Below are 13,063 nucleotides of genomic sequence, written 5' to 3'. Positions count from 1 at the left end.
CGCGGGCCGAAGAACGGCCAAGGGTGCCCTCAGTCCTTGACCAAGCCGAGCCGAATCAGGCTCTCGGCCGTCGCGAGGATCGCTTCATCGTTGGAACGGGCCTGCCAGCCGAGCAGCGACCTGGCCTTGACGCTGGTGGAATGCCTGACCCTTCCGAGCATCGGCACCACGGCGCGCAACAGCGGAATCCGGTTCGCGGCGAGCCGCACCAGCCAGTCCGGAGCTTGGAGCCGAGGAACCCGGCGCGCGGCCGGTCCGAGTTCCTCCCGCAGCAACTTGGCGATGTCGAGGATCGACATCGTCGCGCCGGAGGCTGCGATGAAGCGCTCGCCGTTGGCCTCGGGCGCCGTCATCGCCCGCAGGTGCAGGTCGGCGACGTCGCGCACGTCCACCACGCCGAAATAGACCCGCGGCACCGCCGGCACCGCGCCGTCGAGCAGCGATTTGACAATTTCGATCGAGCCGGAGAAATCCGGCCCCAGTACGGGGCCAAAAATGCCGGCGGGGTTGACGACGGACAATTCGAGCCCGCCGCCCTCCCGCGCGACAAAGTCCCAGGCCGCCCGCTCGGCCAATGTCTTGGACTTGACGTAGGGCTGCACATCGGCGCCGTCGAGATTAGTCCAGTCGGACTCGTCGAACGGCTTGTCGCGCGGCGGATGGCCGTAACCGATCGCGCCCAGCGACGAGGTGATGACGACGCGCCTGACGCCGGCCTCCCGTGCGGCACGCAGCACCCGCAGCGTGCCGTCCCGGGCCGGGATGATCATCTCGTTCTCGTCCGCGGGCACGCTGGTCGACAAGGGCGAAGCGACATGCAGCACGTAGTCGCAGCCCGCAACTGCCTCGCGCCAGCCTTGGTCTGCCGTGAGGTCCGCGGTGAAGAGGGACAGGCTGTCGGGCGAGGCCGCGCCGCCCTCGCACAGCATCGCCCGCACCTCGGCTTTCCGGTCCGGCCGGCGCACCGTCGTCCGAACCTCGTGGCCGGCGGCCAGAAGTTGCAGGACGACATGAATGCCGACGAAGCCGGATCCGCCGGTGACCAGAACGGTGCTCATTGTCAAATTTCCCTTTGCTCGGGACCGGCGAATTGGTTCCGCGCAGGCCCTGCCCAGCGCCGCATCTGGTCACTATCTGCTGCCGAACAAGTAGAATGGATTTCGAGACCGGTATGGAAAACCTGACCAGCATTTGCGAGGGCGACTGCGATTGCAGCCCCGACCCCATCCTGCTCGCCGACTTCAAGCGAACCATCCATGCCTTCGGCGGCAAATGGAAACTGGAGATCCTGTTCGCGCTGATGAACGGCGCGGTTCGTTTCGGCGCTTTGCGACGATCGATCGGCGGTATCACCCAGCACATGCTGACCGTGCAGCTGCGCGAGCTCGAGCAGGACGGGCTGGTGTCGCGCACCGCCTTCTCGGAGAAGCCGCTGCGGGTCGAGTACGGGCTGACGGATGCGGCTTACGGCCTGCTGCCGGCGTTTAAGGAAATATTGAGCTGGTCCAGGCTTTATGGGGATGCGCGCCTTGCAGCGTCGCATCAGGCCTGATTGCAGCAAGGCGTGAAGCTGCTGGATCAGTGCCTCAACACTCGAGTTGATGTCCTTGATGCGACTCGCAAAACGTCCCGCACCTGAAGTGAAGGCTGTTTCTCATCCGAACTCACGTGAGCTCGGAGGAGTTGAGTCTAGCCCATTGATCGCGATTCACTTTTCGTGATTGCGCTCGCGCGCCGAACGCGCGGTTGCAAGCGACAGGCAAAACGCCGATCACGGCGCGAAAAGGCGCGCCTTGCGTTCAAAAAACAAAGAGCCGCATCGCTGCGGCTCGGACTCTATTCGTCGCGATAGACCTTCTCGCGTTTCTCGTGGCGCTCCTGCGCCTCCACCGAGAGCGTCGCGATGGGACGGGCCTCGAGCCGCTTCAACGAGATCGGCTCGCCGGTGTCCTCGCAATAGCCGTAGGTGTTGTCCTCGATACGCTGGAGCGCGGCGTCGATCTTGGCGATCAACTTGCGCTGGCGGTCGCGGGCACGGAGTTCGATGGCGCGGTCGGTTTCGGACGATGCCCGATCGGCGAGATCGGGGTGGTTCACGTTCTCCTCCTGCAGGGCCTGCAGGGTGAGTTTGGACTCTTTGAGGATCTCATCCTTCCAGGCGAGGAGCTTCAAGCGGAAGTACTCCTTCTGCCTGTCGTTCATGAAAGGCTCTTTTTCGGTCGGTCGGTAGTTTTTCAACTTTTCCAAGGGCGGCCTATCTGTCTAAGCAACGACTCGTTCGCGGAACAGGGTCCGCTGAGCGGGGCGTTATATAGCGGCCTCCTGTGACAGACAATGTTTCCCTGATCGCCCGACCGGCGCCCCCAAGCCCTTGCACAGGAAGGTTTATCCTGGAGGGCCCGGGAGCGGCCGACGGCCTAGTAGCCGACCGTGAAACGCTGCCTCTCATGGGCCGGCCGGTCGATCTCGTCGGCGAGCGCGATGGCGTAATCCGCGAAGCTGATCCAGCTCTTCCCGCTCGCATCTGCGAGAAGCTGATCGGTCCCAAGCCGGAACTTGCCGGTGCGCTCCCCCTCGATGAACAGGGCCGACGGCGAGATGAAGGTCCAGTTCAGCTCCTTTTCCTGCCGCAGCAGGTCGAGAAAGCCCGAACCTGCCTCCGCCTCAGCCTTGTACTGAGCCGGAAAACCGGGAGTTGTCACCAGTTTGACGCCCGGAGCGACCTCCAGGCTGCCGGCTCCGCCGACGACGAGGTAACGACCGACCCTGGAGTCCTTGGCCGCGCCGATCAGTTTGAGCGCGTCGCTGGCCAGGAAGTGCACGGAACTCACGGCGACATCATGCCCGGCCCACAGCTTGGAGAGGCCGGACTGGTCGAGCACGTCCCCTTTGGTCGGGTTGACGTCCGGCAGCGCCGCGATCTTCTCGGGGTTGCGGGCGATGGCCGTGACCGCGTGGCCGCGGCGGGACAGTTCCTTGGTGATCTCCGACCCGGCCCGGCCCGAGGCGCCGGCAACTGCGATTTTCATGGAAGGCTCCTTTGCTTCTTTGGTAACTATCGGTGACTAGATATCGCAAAGATCGCTGGTGTTAAGAGAGCACTTTGTGCTTACCTGATTACACAGGAGTTACCGGCGGCGCCGGCAAATGAGCGGAATGGATCGTGAGGACCCGACGATGAAGCCAGACGTCTATGCAGCGAACTGCCCCACGCGACAGATCCTCGACCGCGTCGGCGACAAATGGGCGGTGCTGATCCTCCTGCTGCTGCGCGAGGAGCCGATGCGCTTCAATCAGTTGCGCCGGACGATCGAAGGCATTTCGCAGAAGATGCTGAGCCAGGTTCTCAAGTCGCTCGAGCGCGACGGATTGATCAAGCGTCACGCCATCGCAACCGTGCCGGTGACCGTGGAATACTCGATTACGCAGCTCGGCGTGACGCTCGCCGCCGCCGTCGATCCGCTGCGCGATTGGGCCGAACAGAATCTGAAAGACGTGCTCGCCGCCCAGAGCCGCTACGACGCGCAGTTGAAGGATGAAGCGGCGTAAGACGCTACGCCTGCCCGGCCTTGGCGAGCTCGACCTCGACGCGCAGCTCGATCTCGGACAGCACCGAATCCAGGCCCGGATCGCCGGAGGACGATTTCAGGTTCGCCGCAGCGTCACGCAGCCGCATCACGGTCGAGGCGTCGAGCTTGCCTGAGAGAAGTCCCATCTTGAGATCGTCCAGCACGTCGAGCGCGGTCTTTCCGCGCACGACCGAGCGCTTGCGACGCTCGACCGGATCCTCCTCGATGCCTTGCAGCGCCAGCAGCCCGTCGATGTTGGCGGCCGCCTTCGGTGCGGCGGCGCCTCGCGTCTCCGGCGCCGACGAGGTGTCGGGTAGCACGAAGCCGCCGGAGCTCGTCCGCCTAGCCTGGTTGGCCGGCGTTCCAAGCGTGGTGCCGTTCGGTCCGTAGATGCGCATCGGAAGCAATCCGGGTGATCGATGCGCCACATTCGCCGTTTTATGGTTAACGGCCCGTAAACAGCCCGGCAAAATCTGCCGACAGGCGGCAGTTTCGCTCCTCAGGGACAACACAGGCTGAGGTCGCTCGAAACAGATTTATTCAACCAATTCAGCTACCTACCCCCGCTGCCCCGAGTTGGCACAGCGCTCGCAAGGACAGCGTCGGACCAGCTCGTCATGGGAGTGTCGTGATGGTCCTTTGATTTGAGGAGCCTCGGGGAGCAGAGGATGCCAAGCGTTCGTTGGGTGAGACTTGTGGGGGTGGCCTGCGCCGCGCTGTCAGCGCTGGTGCTCTCGGTCAATTCTGCAAGCGCGACATCGCGCATCAAGGATCTCGCCAACATCGAAGGCGTGCGGCAGAACCAGCTCATCGGCTACGGCCTCGTCGTCGGCCTCAACGGCACCGGCGACACCCTCAACAACATCCCCTTCACCAAGCAGTCGCTGCAAGCGATGCTCGAGCGCATGGGCGTCAACATCCGCGGCGCCACCATCCGCACCGGCAACGTCGCCGCCGTGATGGTGACAGGCAATCTGCCGGCCTTCGCCACCCAGGGCACGCGCATGGACGTCACCGTCTCCGCGCTCGGCGACGCCAAGAATCTCCAGGGCGGCACCCTGCTCGTCACCCCCCTCCTCGGCGCCGACGGCAATGTCTATTCGGTCGCACAGGGCTCGCTCGCGATCTCCGGCTTCCAGGCCGAGGGCGAGGCGGCGAAAATCGTGCGTGGCGTGCCGACCGTCGGACGCATTGTCAACGGTGCCATCATCGAGCGCGAGATCGAGTTCGCGCTCAATCGCCTGCCGAACGTCCGGCTTGCGCTGCGCAATGCCGACTTCACCACGGCCAAGCGGATCGCCGCCGCGATCAACGACTATCTCGGCGTCAAGACCGCCGAGCCGATCGACCCATCGACCGTGCAGCTTGCGATCCCGCCGGAGTTCAAGGGTAACGTCGTCGCCTTTCTCACCGAGATCGAGCAGCTCCAGGTCGATCCGGATCTCGCCGCCAAGATCATCATCGACGAACGCAGCGGCATCATCGTGATGGGTCGCGACGTCCGCGTCGCCACCGTTGCGGTCGCACAGGGCAACCTCACCGTCACGATCTCCGAGAGCCCGCAGGTCAGCCAGCCCAACCCGCTGTCGCGGGGGCGGACCGTGGTCGCACCGCGCAGCAGCGTCAGCGTCACCGAGGACGGCAAGAAGTTTGCCGTCGTCAAGGACGGCGTCTCGCTTCAGCAGCTCGTCGACGGCCTCAACGGTCTCGGCATCGGCCCGCGCGATCTCATCAGCATCCTGCAGGCGATCAAGGCCGCCGGTGCGATCGAAGCCGACATCGAGGTGATGTGATGCAAACCGGCATGGTCAACACCGCACGGGTCGCCAGCTCCGCCTTCTCGGTAGAGAGCCGCAACGGCCGGCCGGACTTCGATCTCGCGGCGGCACTGCAAAAAGTCTCGCCGAAGCAGCAGGCCAAGGCGCAGAAGATCGCCACCGATTTCGAGGCGATGTTCCTCAACAGCATGTTCTCGCAGATGACCTCGGGCCTGAAGGGCGAAGGCCCGTTCGGCGACACGCCTGGCACCGGCGTGTGGCGCTCGATGCTGACCGAGCAATATTCCAAGAACTTCGCCAACGCCGGCGGCGTCGGCATCGCCACCGACGTCTATCGCACCCTGATCATGCAGCAGGCAAAAACGATCCGCACGGCATAAGGTCAAACGAGATGAACCACTTCAACGCCTCGCGTCAGCCGGTGCAAGCGCAGCGCCCGAACACCGCACCCGGCAGCGCCGAGGCGCGCAAGATCGCCGAGCAGTTGATGGATGCGATGAGTGCCCTGCTCGGTCTGATCGAGCGCGAGACCGAGCTCGTGCGCGCCGGCCAGGTCCGCGAGGCGATGACCCTCGGGAGCAAGAAGCAGGAGCTGTCGCGAAACTATGTCGGCGCCGTCACCCAGTTGAAGGCGAACCAGGCCCAGCTCGCCAAATCCGCGCCCGAGCTGCTCTCGACGCTACATCGGCACCACGATGCATTCCGCGCGATGCTCCAGGTCAACCTCACCGTGCTCGCAACCGCTCACGCGGTGTCGGAGAGCGTCGTGCGCGGCGTCAACGCCGAGATCCAGAAGCGCAACGTGCCGAACACCTACACGGCCGCGGGACGACGCGCCACGCCCGGCCCGCGCCACATCACGCCGCTCGCGGTCAGCCGCTCGCTCTGAGCGCGCGCAACAACAAGCGACAATTTTACGAAAAACCGCGCGACAACATCGTCGCGCGGTTAGGCACGTTTCCTTACCGGATGTTCAATCCCGGTGTTCCATGGTTGCGTATTGAGAGGGGTTGGGATTTGACTCACGTGAGGCAACCAGGAGGCTGCCATGAGTACAGATTTCAGCATCAGGCCGGTGGGGATACCGGTCGCCGTGCAGATCGTAACGACGTCGAATGCGGCGGCGAACGAGGCCGTGCAAACCGATCTGCCGGTGAGCCAGACAGTGGCCGCTGGCGATGCGAGCGCGCCTGCACGCAATGATTTGCGAAGCAACGAGAACGTCTCACGCCAGGTCGTGTTCGACCAGGCGGCGGCGTCGTTCGTCTTCCAGGTCGTCAACGACAGGACCGACGCGGTCGTCAACCAGTTCCCCGACGAAGCAATGCTGCGCCGGCGGGCCTATTTCCATGCGCAGGATTTGAAATCCGAGCCCTCGCGTCCGGCCAGCACGGACCGCAGCGCCTGACCATCGGGCGTCGAGCCTCGCAACGGCAACATCGAGATCGCTCGAACCGGTCGGTGGACCGGTAACGACGTTCTTGATCTGCGCCTTGCCGGTATCCGTCAGCATGAACTTGATGTTGCCGAAGCGGAACGAGCCGTGCTCGATCACGGACGGCCGGACAGACCAGCGGCGATATTGCGGTTGATCTCGATCAGCGGACGGAAGTGATCGAACTGCGGGCTCATCTGCAGCGCGGCGGTCTGGCTCAGCACGAACACGCTGATGTTGGCGATCTTCTGCCGGACGTCGATCGGCTGCGGATTGTTCTCGCGCATGGCCTCGCTCAAGAAAATCGTCCAGAGCTTGCGATTGAACATCAGCGCCTGCGTGGTCTGCTCGCTGAACGGCTCGGCGCTGTTGATCGCATCCTGAAGCTTGTTCGCGGCCTTGAGCAGGGTCTGCGCTTCGATGTCGCGAGGAGATGCGGTGGTCGTTGCAACACGCGCGTAGGCCGAGGCAGCGGAATTCGACATCAATCACACCCTGGAGGTTACCTAGCCCGTTGAACGCGCTTAAGGATTTCTTTCCTGACCCTAGGCAGCACCGCTTAAGATTTGCTTACATGTGTGCTTGGAAGCACTCCGGATTATTACGGGTCTCGGAGTTCTTCGTCATCGTGAAGCTAGACGCGCATGTGCACGCTGTAAACACGTCACGCGTGGTGTGCGTCGATCTCAGCTAATCCTGCCTTAGGGATCTCCCTAAAATGAACGGCGGAGCGTTAGCCCCGCCGCGAAATCGATGAGTGATCTTGCGCCGCGAATTAGCGGAGCAGCTGCAACACGCTCTGTTGCGACTGGTTGGCCAGCGACAGCGCGGAGACCGCGATCGACTGGCGGGTCGACAGCGCCTGGCTGTTCGCCGCTTCCTCGTTGGTGTCGGCCAGCGTCAGGTTGGCCGAGCCGGTCTGCAGAACGTTAATCAGGTTCTTGGAGAAGTCCTGACGCACCTGCACGATCGACAGATTCGAACCGAGCGAAGACCCCTCGGAGCGCAGCGTGCTCGAGGCGGCATTCAGGCTGGCCAGCACCTTGTTGGTGGCACCGTTGTCGATGAAGTCCGTGCCCGGAACGAGATTGCTGAGACCGAGGCCGGCCGCGTTGAACACGACGCCGTTGATGCCGAGCGTCGAACTGCCGTTCTCGTTGAAGACCAGCTTCAGCGTGTCGCCGTTGAGCAGGTTGACGCCGTTGAAGGACGAGTCCTGCGACGTCGTGTCGATCTGCGCCAGGATGTTGTTGAACTGACTGACCAGGCCGGAGCGCGCGGTCTGCGCGACGGGATCCTGAATCGGGGGCTGCGCGGTGGTAAAGGCCAGCACGCCGGTGAGTGTACCGCCGACCGTACCGCCGGCGGTACTCGAGCCGAGGGTCGAGGATGCGTACTCGTTGACGGTGGTGACCGTCAGCACGCCGTTGGCGTCGATCGTCGCCGTCAGGTGGTTGGCCTGAAGCTGCACATTGAGCTGGTCGAGCGTCTTGACCGTGCCGTTGGTGCCGTCGCCGAAGGTGACGTTGACCGGCGTGCCGCCGTTGAAGGAGGTGAAGGTCAGCGTCTTGCCGCTGACACCGCCGACACCGGAGTTGCGCGCCGCGGCGAAAGCGGTCGCCGTGCCCGTATTGCCGCTGAGACCGAACGCGTTGAGCGCGTTGCCGGTGCCGGTGATCGACAGGTCGGCATTGATGCCGGTGGAGAGCGCAAGCTGACCGCTGCTGTTGACGGACGAGGGGATCTGGCCCGCGGTGGTCTGCAGCGTCGCCGCGCCGTTGAAGATGCTGGCGGTCTTGACGCCGGTGGCGAGGTCGATCGAGTTGAGCAGGTCGGTGAGGGTCGCGCTCTGGAGGTAGACGGTCGAATTGCCGTTGCCGTCGGTGACGATGTTGCCGTTGACGCCGCCGGAGGTCACGCTCAACGCCGACTGGGGCGACTGGGCGTTTTTGAACGTGATGGTGTGGCCGTCGATGTTCAGCGTCGAGCCGTCCTGAACGAGCGAGCCGAGCGAGCCCGCGGTGGTCGATCGGTCCGCGGTCACGCTCGCATTGCCTGCGCCGGTCGCCGCGGTCAGACCCAGCTTGTTGAGAAAGTCGGCCTTGCCCGTCAGGCTCAGATCGGCGCCGGTCGAACTCTTCAGCGTGACCTGGCCGCCCGTGACGGACGATGCCACCTGCAGCGTGCCGACCGGACCGGCCGAGCCGCTGACCGTGATGGTTGCCGCGCCTGCACTGATTGCCGCGGTCTTGACGCCGCTGGCGAGGTCGATCGCGCTGAGGACGTCGTTGACAGTCGCGCCGGGCGCAGTCGGCGTTCCCTCGTAGACGATCGAATTGCCGTTACCATCGGTGGCGATGTGCCCGCTGGGGTTGAGGCCCCAGCCGGTCGGCTGCGTCGCCGGGGCAACACCGGTGCGGAAGGTAATGGTCTTGCCGTTGACCGTGATGGTGTCGCCGTCCGCGGGCGCCGCGCCGAAGGTGGTGGATGCCGTGGTGCCGACCAGCGTAGTGGTACCGGAGAGTGCAGTCGTGCCGTCGGCCGCGGTCGCGGCAAACCCGACATTCGTGCCTGCGTTTGAGCCCAGCGAGGCGCCGAGCGCGGCGGTTCCCGTGACCGGGGTCACGCCACCGGCTGCGCCGGTATAGAGCACGTTGCTCTTGGCGGTCGCGCTCGCATAGGAGGTCGTGCCGCGGAGGTCGGCGGGCGTCGCACCGGGAATCGTGGTGGAGACGTTCGATTTGGTGGAATAGCCGACCGTGGTCTGCAGCGCCTGGTTGGCGATCGACTTGGCGCTGTCGATCAGCTTCTGCAGCGAGGTGATGCCGGTGTTGGCGGCCTGGAGCACCTGCACACCGTTGTTGATGCCATCCAGCAGGTTGCCGATGTCGCTCGCCCGGTTGTCCAACCCCTGGGCCGTGAAGAAGTTGGTGGGATTGTCGAGCGCCGTGTTGACCTTCTTACCGGTCGACAGCCGCTCCTGCGTCGTGGCCAGCAAGTCGGCCGTCGACTGCAGCGACAACAGGTTCTGGCGAACGGACGCCGAGAGAACGATGTTGGACATTGGCGAGTCTTCCTCTTGAACCAGGTACGAATCGGCCGCGCGGTCTTGGAAGCGGGCTTTTGTCCAGTCTTAGAGGCTGTCCTTTAAAGTATGGTTAACGCCGGTTTAAGGGATAGGGTTAATGGGCGGTGAACGTCCCTGCCCGCCTCCGGACGCAAAAAAGCGGCGGGACAAATGGCCCCGCCGCTCTTATTTTATTCAGTGATACCAGCTATTTAGCGGAGCAGCTGGAGCACGCTCTGCTGCGAGGTGTTGGCCAGCGACAGCGCGGAGACCGCGATCGACTGGCGGGTCGACAGCGCCTGGCTGTTGGCCGCCTCGACGTTGGTATCGGCCAGGGTCAGGTTGGACGAACCGGTCTGCAGCACGTTGATCAGGTTCTTGTTGAAGTCCTGACGCACCTGCACCACCGAGAGGTTCGAACCGAGCGCTGAGGCTTCCGACCGCAGCGTGCTCGACGCGGCGTTCAGGTTGGTCAGCACGCGGTTGGACGCGGCGTTGTCGATGAAGTCGACACCGACGGTCAAGGCAGCGAGGCCGAGACCCTTGGAGTTGTAGGTCACGCCGGTGATGTTGAGGCTCGACTTGCCGGTCTCGTCGAACACCAGCTTGAGCTGGTCGCCGTTCAAGAGGTTGACGCCGTTGAACGAGGAGTCCTGCGAGGTCGTGTCGATCTGGTTCAGGATGTTGTTGTACTGAGACACCAGGTTCGCACGAGCCGTCTGTGCAACCGCATCCTGGACGGGGCTGGAAGCCGTCGAGAAGGTCAGCGCCGAAGTCAGCGAGCCGCCGATGCCACCGCCTGCGACGGTCGAACCGATCGTCGAAGACGCGTAGTCGTTGGACGCGGTGATGGTCAGCCGGCCGTTGGCGTCGATCGTGGCAGCCAGGTTGTTGGCCAGAAGCTGCGTGTTGAGCTGATCGAGCGTCTTGACCGTGCCGTTGGTGCCGTCGCCGAAGGTGACATTGACCGCCGTGCCGCCGTTGAAGGCGGAGAAGGTCAAGGTCTTGCCGGCAATGCCGCCGACACCAGAGGTGCGCGCCGCGGTGAATGCCGACGCGCTGCCGGTGTTGCCGGCCAGCCCGAATACATTCAGTGCGTTGCCTGAGCCCGTGATCGACAGATCGGCGTTGATGCCGGTCGAGAGCTTGAGCTGACCGGACGTATTGATCGTCGAGTTCGACTGGCCTGTTGCGGTCGCAAGCGTCGCCGTGCCGTTGGCGTTGATCGTCGCGGTCTGCACGCCGGTGGCAAGGTCGATCGCCTTCAGTACGTCGGCAACGGTGCCGGACTGCAGATAGACGGTCGAGTTGCCGTTACCGTCGGTGACGACCGCACCGTTCGCACCATACCCGCTCGGAACGCTCGGAGCACCGGTCGAACCCGGGGTCGGCGCGTTCTTGAAGGTGATGGTGTGACCATCGACGTTGAGCGACGAACCGTCCGTAAGGGTTGCACCCAGCGAGGCCGCGCTCGTGGTTCGGTTGACGGACACGCTCGCATTGCCTGCACCGGAAGATGTCGTCAGGGCGAGAGCCTTGAGCAGGTCGGCCTTGCCGGTGACGCTCAGATCCGCACCCGTCGAGCTCTTCAGCGTGACGGCGCCGCCGGCAGCGGTTGAGGCGGTCTGGCCGACGCTGGTGGCGAACGTCGCTGCACCCGCGGTGATGGACACCGTCTTCACGCCGCTGGCCAGATCGATTGCGGTCAACAGATCGTTGACGTTCGCAGCCGGGGTGCCCGCGGTGCCGAGATAGACGGTGGTGTTGCCGCTGCCGTCGGTGACGAGATTGCCGCTGACGCCCGAACCGGACGCAACCGCGGTCGAAGCCGGAGCCGAGCCCGAGCGGAAGGTGATGGTCTTGCCGTTCACGGTCAGCGTGTCGCCGTCGGCAGGCTGGGCGTTGCCGGACAGGCCGGTTGCGGTGGTGCCGTTGGTCGCGATCAGCGTGATGGTGCCGGTCAGCGCCGTGGTGCCGTCGCCGGCCGTTGCGCCGGTGCTGGCGAAGGAGCCGATGGTGGCGCCGAGCGTCGTGGTGCCGGTTGCGGCCGTGGTGCCGCCGGCCGTGCCGTTATAGAGCACGTTGCTGCTCGCGGTCGCGCTGGCAAAGGAGGTCGTGCCGCGCAGGTCGGCGGCCGTCGCACCCGCGATGGTGGTGGAGACGTTGGACTTGGTGGAGTAGCCGACGGTGGTCTGCAGCGCCTGGTTGGCGATCGACTTCGCAGAGTCGATCAGCTTCTGCAGCGAGGTGATGCCGGTGTTGGCGGCCTGCAGCACCTGCACGCCGTTGGCGATACCGTCGAGCAGATTGTTGATGTCGCTGGCGCGGTTGTCGAGCGACTGTGCCGTGAAGAAGTTGGTGGGATTGTCCAGGGCCGAGTTGACGCTCTTGCCGGTCGACAGACGGTTCTGTGTGGTGGCGAGGAGGTCGGCGGTGGACTGGAGAGACAGCAGGTTCTGACGAACCGACGCAGAGAGAACAATACCGGACATGACTCTTACCCTTCTGGTTTACGCGTCTTCGTTCGATCGCTTCGGATCGAGTGACGGGGACAGCGTGCCGCGACATGGCTAACAAAGGGTGAAACGACACGCGCCCGCATTAAGCGCGGGTTCACCATAAGCGCGGGGAAGGCGTGGTCCCGGCCGGCAATCAGCCTGAAATCATTGGCTTTTATCCGCGCTTACTCTCCATTAACCATAACCGCTGGTTACTTTTTGGAGCGCTGCGTGGCTGCTCGAATGACAAATGACGAAACAAAAAAAGCGGCGGGGCCGAAGCCCCGCCGCCATAGTCGTCTTAAGATGTCGTCCGCTTGTTAGCGGAGCAGCTGCAGCACGCTCTGCTGCGACTGGTTGGCCAGCGACAGCGCGGAGACCGCGATGGACTGGCGGGTCGACAGCGCCTGGCTGTTGGCGGCTTCGACGTTGGTGTCGGCCAGGGTCAGGTTCGACGAACCGGTCTGCAGCACGTTGATCAGGTTCTTGTTGAAGTCCTGACGCACCTGCACGATCGTGAGGTTTGAACCAAGGCTCGACGCTTCCGAACGCAGCGTGCTCGACGCCGAGTTCAGATTGGTCAGCACCTTGTTGGTGGCGGCGTTGTCGATGAAATCGACACCGCTGGTCAGCGAGGCCAGGCCGAGACCCTTGGAGTTGTAGGTCACGCCCGTGATGCTCAGGTTCGACTTGCCGGTCTCGTCGAACACCAGCTT

14 protein-coding genes are annotated in these 13,063 nt (G+C 64.0%); 6 read left to right on the top strand and 8 right to left on the bottom strand.

Features of this window, described 5'->3' with window-relative positions; genetic code table 11:
* Nucleotides 1-29: 29 nt before the first annotated feature.
* Nucleotides 30-1,058 carry an SDR family oxidoreductase gene (locus tag AC0L2J_RS18920; protein ID WP_473393019.1) on the bottom strand — a complete coding sequence of 343 codons (1,029 nt, stop codon included), beginning with the start codon at nucleotides 1,056-1,058 and terminating at the stop codon, nucleotides 30-32.
* Nucleotides 1,059-1,153: 95 nt separating this feature from the next.
* On the opposite strand from AC0L2J_RS18920, the gene AC0L2J_RS18915 reads away from it, so the two are divergent.
* A complete protein-coding gene (locus AC0L2J_RS18915) occupies nucleotides 1,154-1,552 on the top strand; it encodes a winged helix-turn-helix transcriptional regulator (RefSeq protein WP_473393017.1) in 399 nt (132 codons plus the stop codon).
* Nucleotides 1,553-1,836: 284 nt separating this feature from the next.
* Here the strand turns inward: AC0L2J_RS18915 and dksA are convergent, their stop codons facing one another.
* Together dksA and AC0L2J_RS18905 are read right to left on the bottom strand one after the other, a co-directional pair.
* Nucleotides 1,837-2,202 carry an RNA polymerase-binding protein DksA gene (dksA, locus tag AC0L2J_RS18910; protein ID WP_008554760.1) on the bottom strand — a complete coding sequence of 122 codons (366 nt, stop codon included), beginning with the start codon at nucleotides 2,200-2,202 and terminating at the stop codon, nucleotides 1,837-1,839.
* A gap of 215 nt (nucleotides 2,203-2,417) precedes the next feature.
* Nucleotides 2,418-3,029, bottom strand: a complete 612-nt coding sequence (locus AC0L2J_RS18905; RefSeq protein ID WP_473393015.1) for an NAD(P)-dependent oxidoreductase — start codon at nucleotides 3,027-3,029, stop codon at nucleotides 2,418-2,420.
* A 148-nt stretch (nucleotides 3,030-3,177) separates the two neighbouring features.
* Between AC0L2J_RS18905 and AC0L2J_RS18900 the strand changes: the two genes are divergently transcribed.
* On the top strand, nucleotides 3,178-3,549 hold the full coding sequence (locus AC0L2J_RS18900) for a winged helix-turn-helix transcriptional regulator (protein ID WP_473393010.1): 372 nt from the start codon (nucleotides 3,178-3,180) through the stop codon (nucleotides 3,547-3,549).
* Between the two features lie 4 nt (nucleotides 3,550-3,553).
* Here AC0L2J_RS18900 and AC0L2J_RS18895 read toward each other — a convergent pair whose 3' ends face one another.
* Nucleotides 3,554-3,967, bottom strand: a complete 414-nt coding sequence (locus AC0L2J_RS18895; protein WP_007612313.1) for a flagellar assembly protein FliX — start codon at nucleotides 3,965-3,967, stop codon at nucleotides 3,554-3,556.
* A gap of 270 nt (nucleotides 3,968-4,237) precedes the next feature.
* Here AC0L2J_RS18895 and AC0L2J_RS18890 point away from each other — a divergent pair, with 270 nt between their 5' ends.
* The 4 genes from AC0L2J_RS18890 to AC0L2J_RS18875 all read left to right on the top strand — a co-directional run bounded on the left by AC0L2J_RS18890 (nucleotide 4,238) and on the right by AC0L2J_RS18875 (nucleotide 6,755).
* Nucleotides 4,238-5,362 (top strand): flagellar basal body P-ring protein FlgI, encoded by a 1,125-nt coding sequence (locus tag AC0L2J_RS18890; protein WP_007602120.1) that lies wholly within the window; start codon nucleotides 4,238-4,240, stop codon nucleotides 5,360-5,362.
* The gene (flgJ, locus tag AC0L2J_RS18885) at nucleotides 5,362-5,727 is read left to right on the top strand and encodes a flagellar assembly peptidoglycan hydrolase FlgJ (RefSeq protein ID WP_063995718.1); all 366 of its coding nucleotides are present in this window, start codon (nucleotides 5,362-5,364) and stop codon (nucleotides 5,725-5,727) included. Before AC0L2J_RS18890 ends, flgJ begins: the two co-directional genes overlap by 1 nt.
* Before the next feature lie 11 nt (nucleotides 5,728-5,738).
* Nucleotides 5,739-6,236, top strand: a complete 498-nt coding sequence (locus AC0L2J_RS18880) for a hypothetical protein (RefSeq protein WP_063995717.1) — start codon at nucleotides 5,739-5,741, stop codon at nucleotides 6,234-6,236.
* 159 nt (nucleotides 6,237-6,395) lie between these two features.
* Nucleotides 6,396-6,755: a hypothetical protein gene (locus AC0L2J_RS18875; protein ID WP_027518930.1), complete on the top strand. Its 360-nt coding sequence runs from the start codon at nucleotides 6,396-6,398 to the stop codon at nucleotides 6,753-6,755.
* 143 nt (nucleotides 6,756-6,898) lie between these two features.
* Here AC0L2J_RS18875 and flaF read toward each other — a convergent pair whose 3' ends face one another.
* The 4 genes from flaF to AC0L2J_RS18855 all read right to left on the bottom strand — a co-directional run.
* A complete protein-coding gene (gene flaF / locus AC0L2J_RS18870; protein WP_007612319.1) occupies nucleotides 6,899-7,267 on the bottom strand; it encodes a flagellar biosynthesis regulator FlaF in 369 nt (122 codons plus the stop codon).
* Between the two features lie 290 nt (nucleotides 7,268-7,557).
* Nucleotides 7,558-9,846 (bottom strand): DUF1522 domain-containing protein, encoded by a 2,289-nt coding sequence (locus AC0L2J_RS18865; protein ID WP_007612321.1) that lies wholly within the window; start codon nucleotides 9,844-9,846, stop codon nucleotides 7,558-7,560.
* Between the two features lie 215 nt (nucleotides 9,847-10,061).
* The gene (locus AC0L2J_RS18860; protein WP_473393004.1) at nucleotides 10,062-12,341 is read right to left on the bottom strand and encodes a DUF1522 domain-containing protein; all 2,280 of its coding nucleotides are present in this window, start codon (nucleotides 12,339-12,341) and stop codon (nucleotides 10,062-10,064) included.
* A 326-nt stretch (nucleotides 12,342-12,667) separates the two neighbouring features.
* Nucleotides 12,668-13,063 (bottom strand): flagellin (locus tag AC0L2J_RS18855; RefSeq protein ID WP_473393000.1); only part of this gene is annotated, 396 nt, incomplete at its 5' end.

Source organism: Bradyrhizobium sp. MV1.5 (assembly GCF_055807615.1).
This window is presented reverse-complemented; position numbering and strand designations above follow the sequence as displayed.

Bases quoted from the DNA above. Each gene is read 5' to 3' on its own strand.
- AC0L2J_RS18900 (WP_473393010.1), top strand. From the start codon at position 3,178: ATGAAGCCAGACGTCTATGCAGCGAACTGCCCCACGCGACAGATCCTC.
- flgJ (WP_063995718.1), top strand. From the start codon at position 5,362: ATGCAAACCGGCATGGTCAACACCGCACGGGTCGCCAGCTCCGCCTTC.
- AC0L2J_RS18875 (WP_027518930.1), top strand. From the start codon at position 6,396: ATGAGTACAGATTTCAGCATCAGGCCGGTGGGGATACCGGTCGCCGTG.
- AC0L2J_RS18915 (WP_473393017.1), top strand. From the start codon at position 1,154: ATGGATTTCGAGACCGGTATGGAAAACCTGACCAGCATTTGCGAGGGC.
- dksA (WP_008554760.1), bottom strand. From the start codon at position 2,202: ATGAACGACAGGCAGAAGGAGTACTTCCGCTTGAAGCTCCTCGCCTGG.
- AC0L2J_RS18860 (WP_473393004.1), bottom strand. From the start codon at position 12,341: ATGTCCGGTATTGTTCTCTCTGCGTCGGTTCGTCAGAACCTGCTGTCT.
- AC0L2J_RS18890 (WP_007602120.1), top strand. From the start codon at position 4,238: ATGCCAAGCGTTCGTTGGGTGAGACTTGTGGGGGTGGCCTGCGCCGCG.
- AC0L2J_RS18895 (WP_007612313.1), bottom strand. From the start codon at position 3,967: ATGCGCATCTACGGACCGAACGGCACCACGCTTGGAACGCCGGCCAAC.
- flaF (WP_007612319.1), bottom strand. From the start codon at position 7,267: ATGTCGAATTCCGCTGCCTCGGCCTACGCGCGTGTTGCAACGACCACC.
- AC0L2J_RS18920 (WP_473393019.1), bottom strand. From the start codon at position 1,058: ATGAGCACCGTTCTGGTCACCGGCGGATCCGGCTTCGTCGGCATTCAT.
- AC0L2J_RS18880 (WP_063995717.1), top strand. From the start codon at position 5,739: ATGAACCACTTCAACGCCTCGCGTCAGCCGGTGCAAGCGCAGCGCCCG.
- AC0L2J_RS18905 (WP_473393015.1), bottom strand. From the start codon at position 3,029: ATGAAAATCGCAGTTGCCGGCGCCTCGGGCCGGGCCGGGTCGGAGATC.
- AC0L2J_RS18865 (WP_007612321.1), bottom strand. From the start codon at position 9,846: ATGTCCAACATCGTTCTCTCGGCGTCCGTTCGCCAGAACCTGTTGTCG.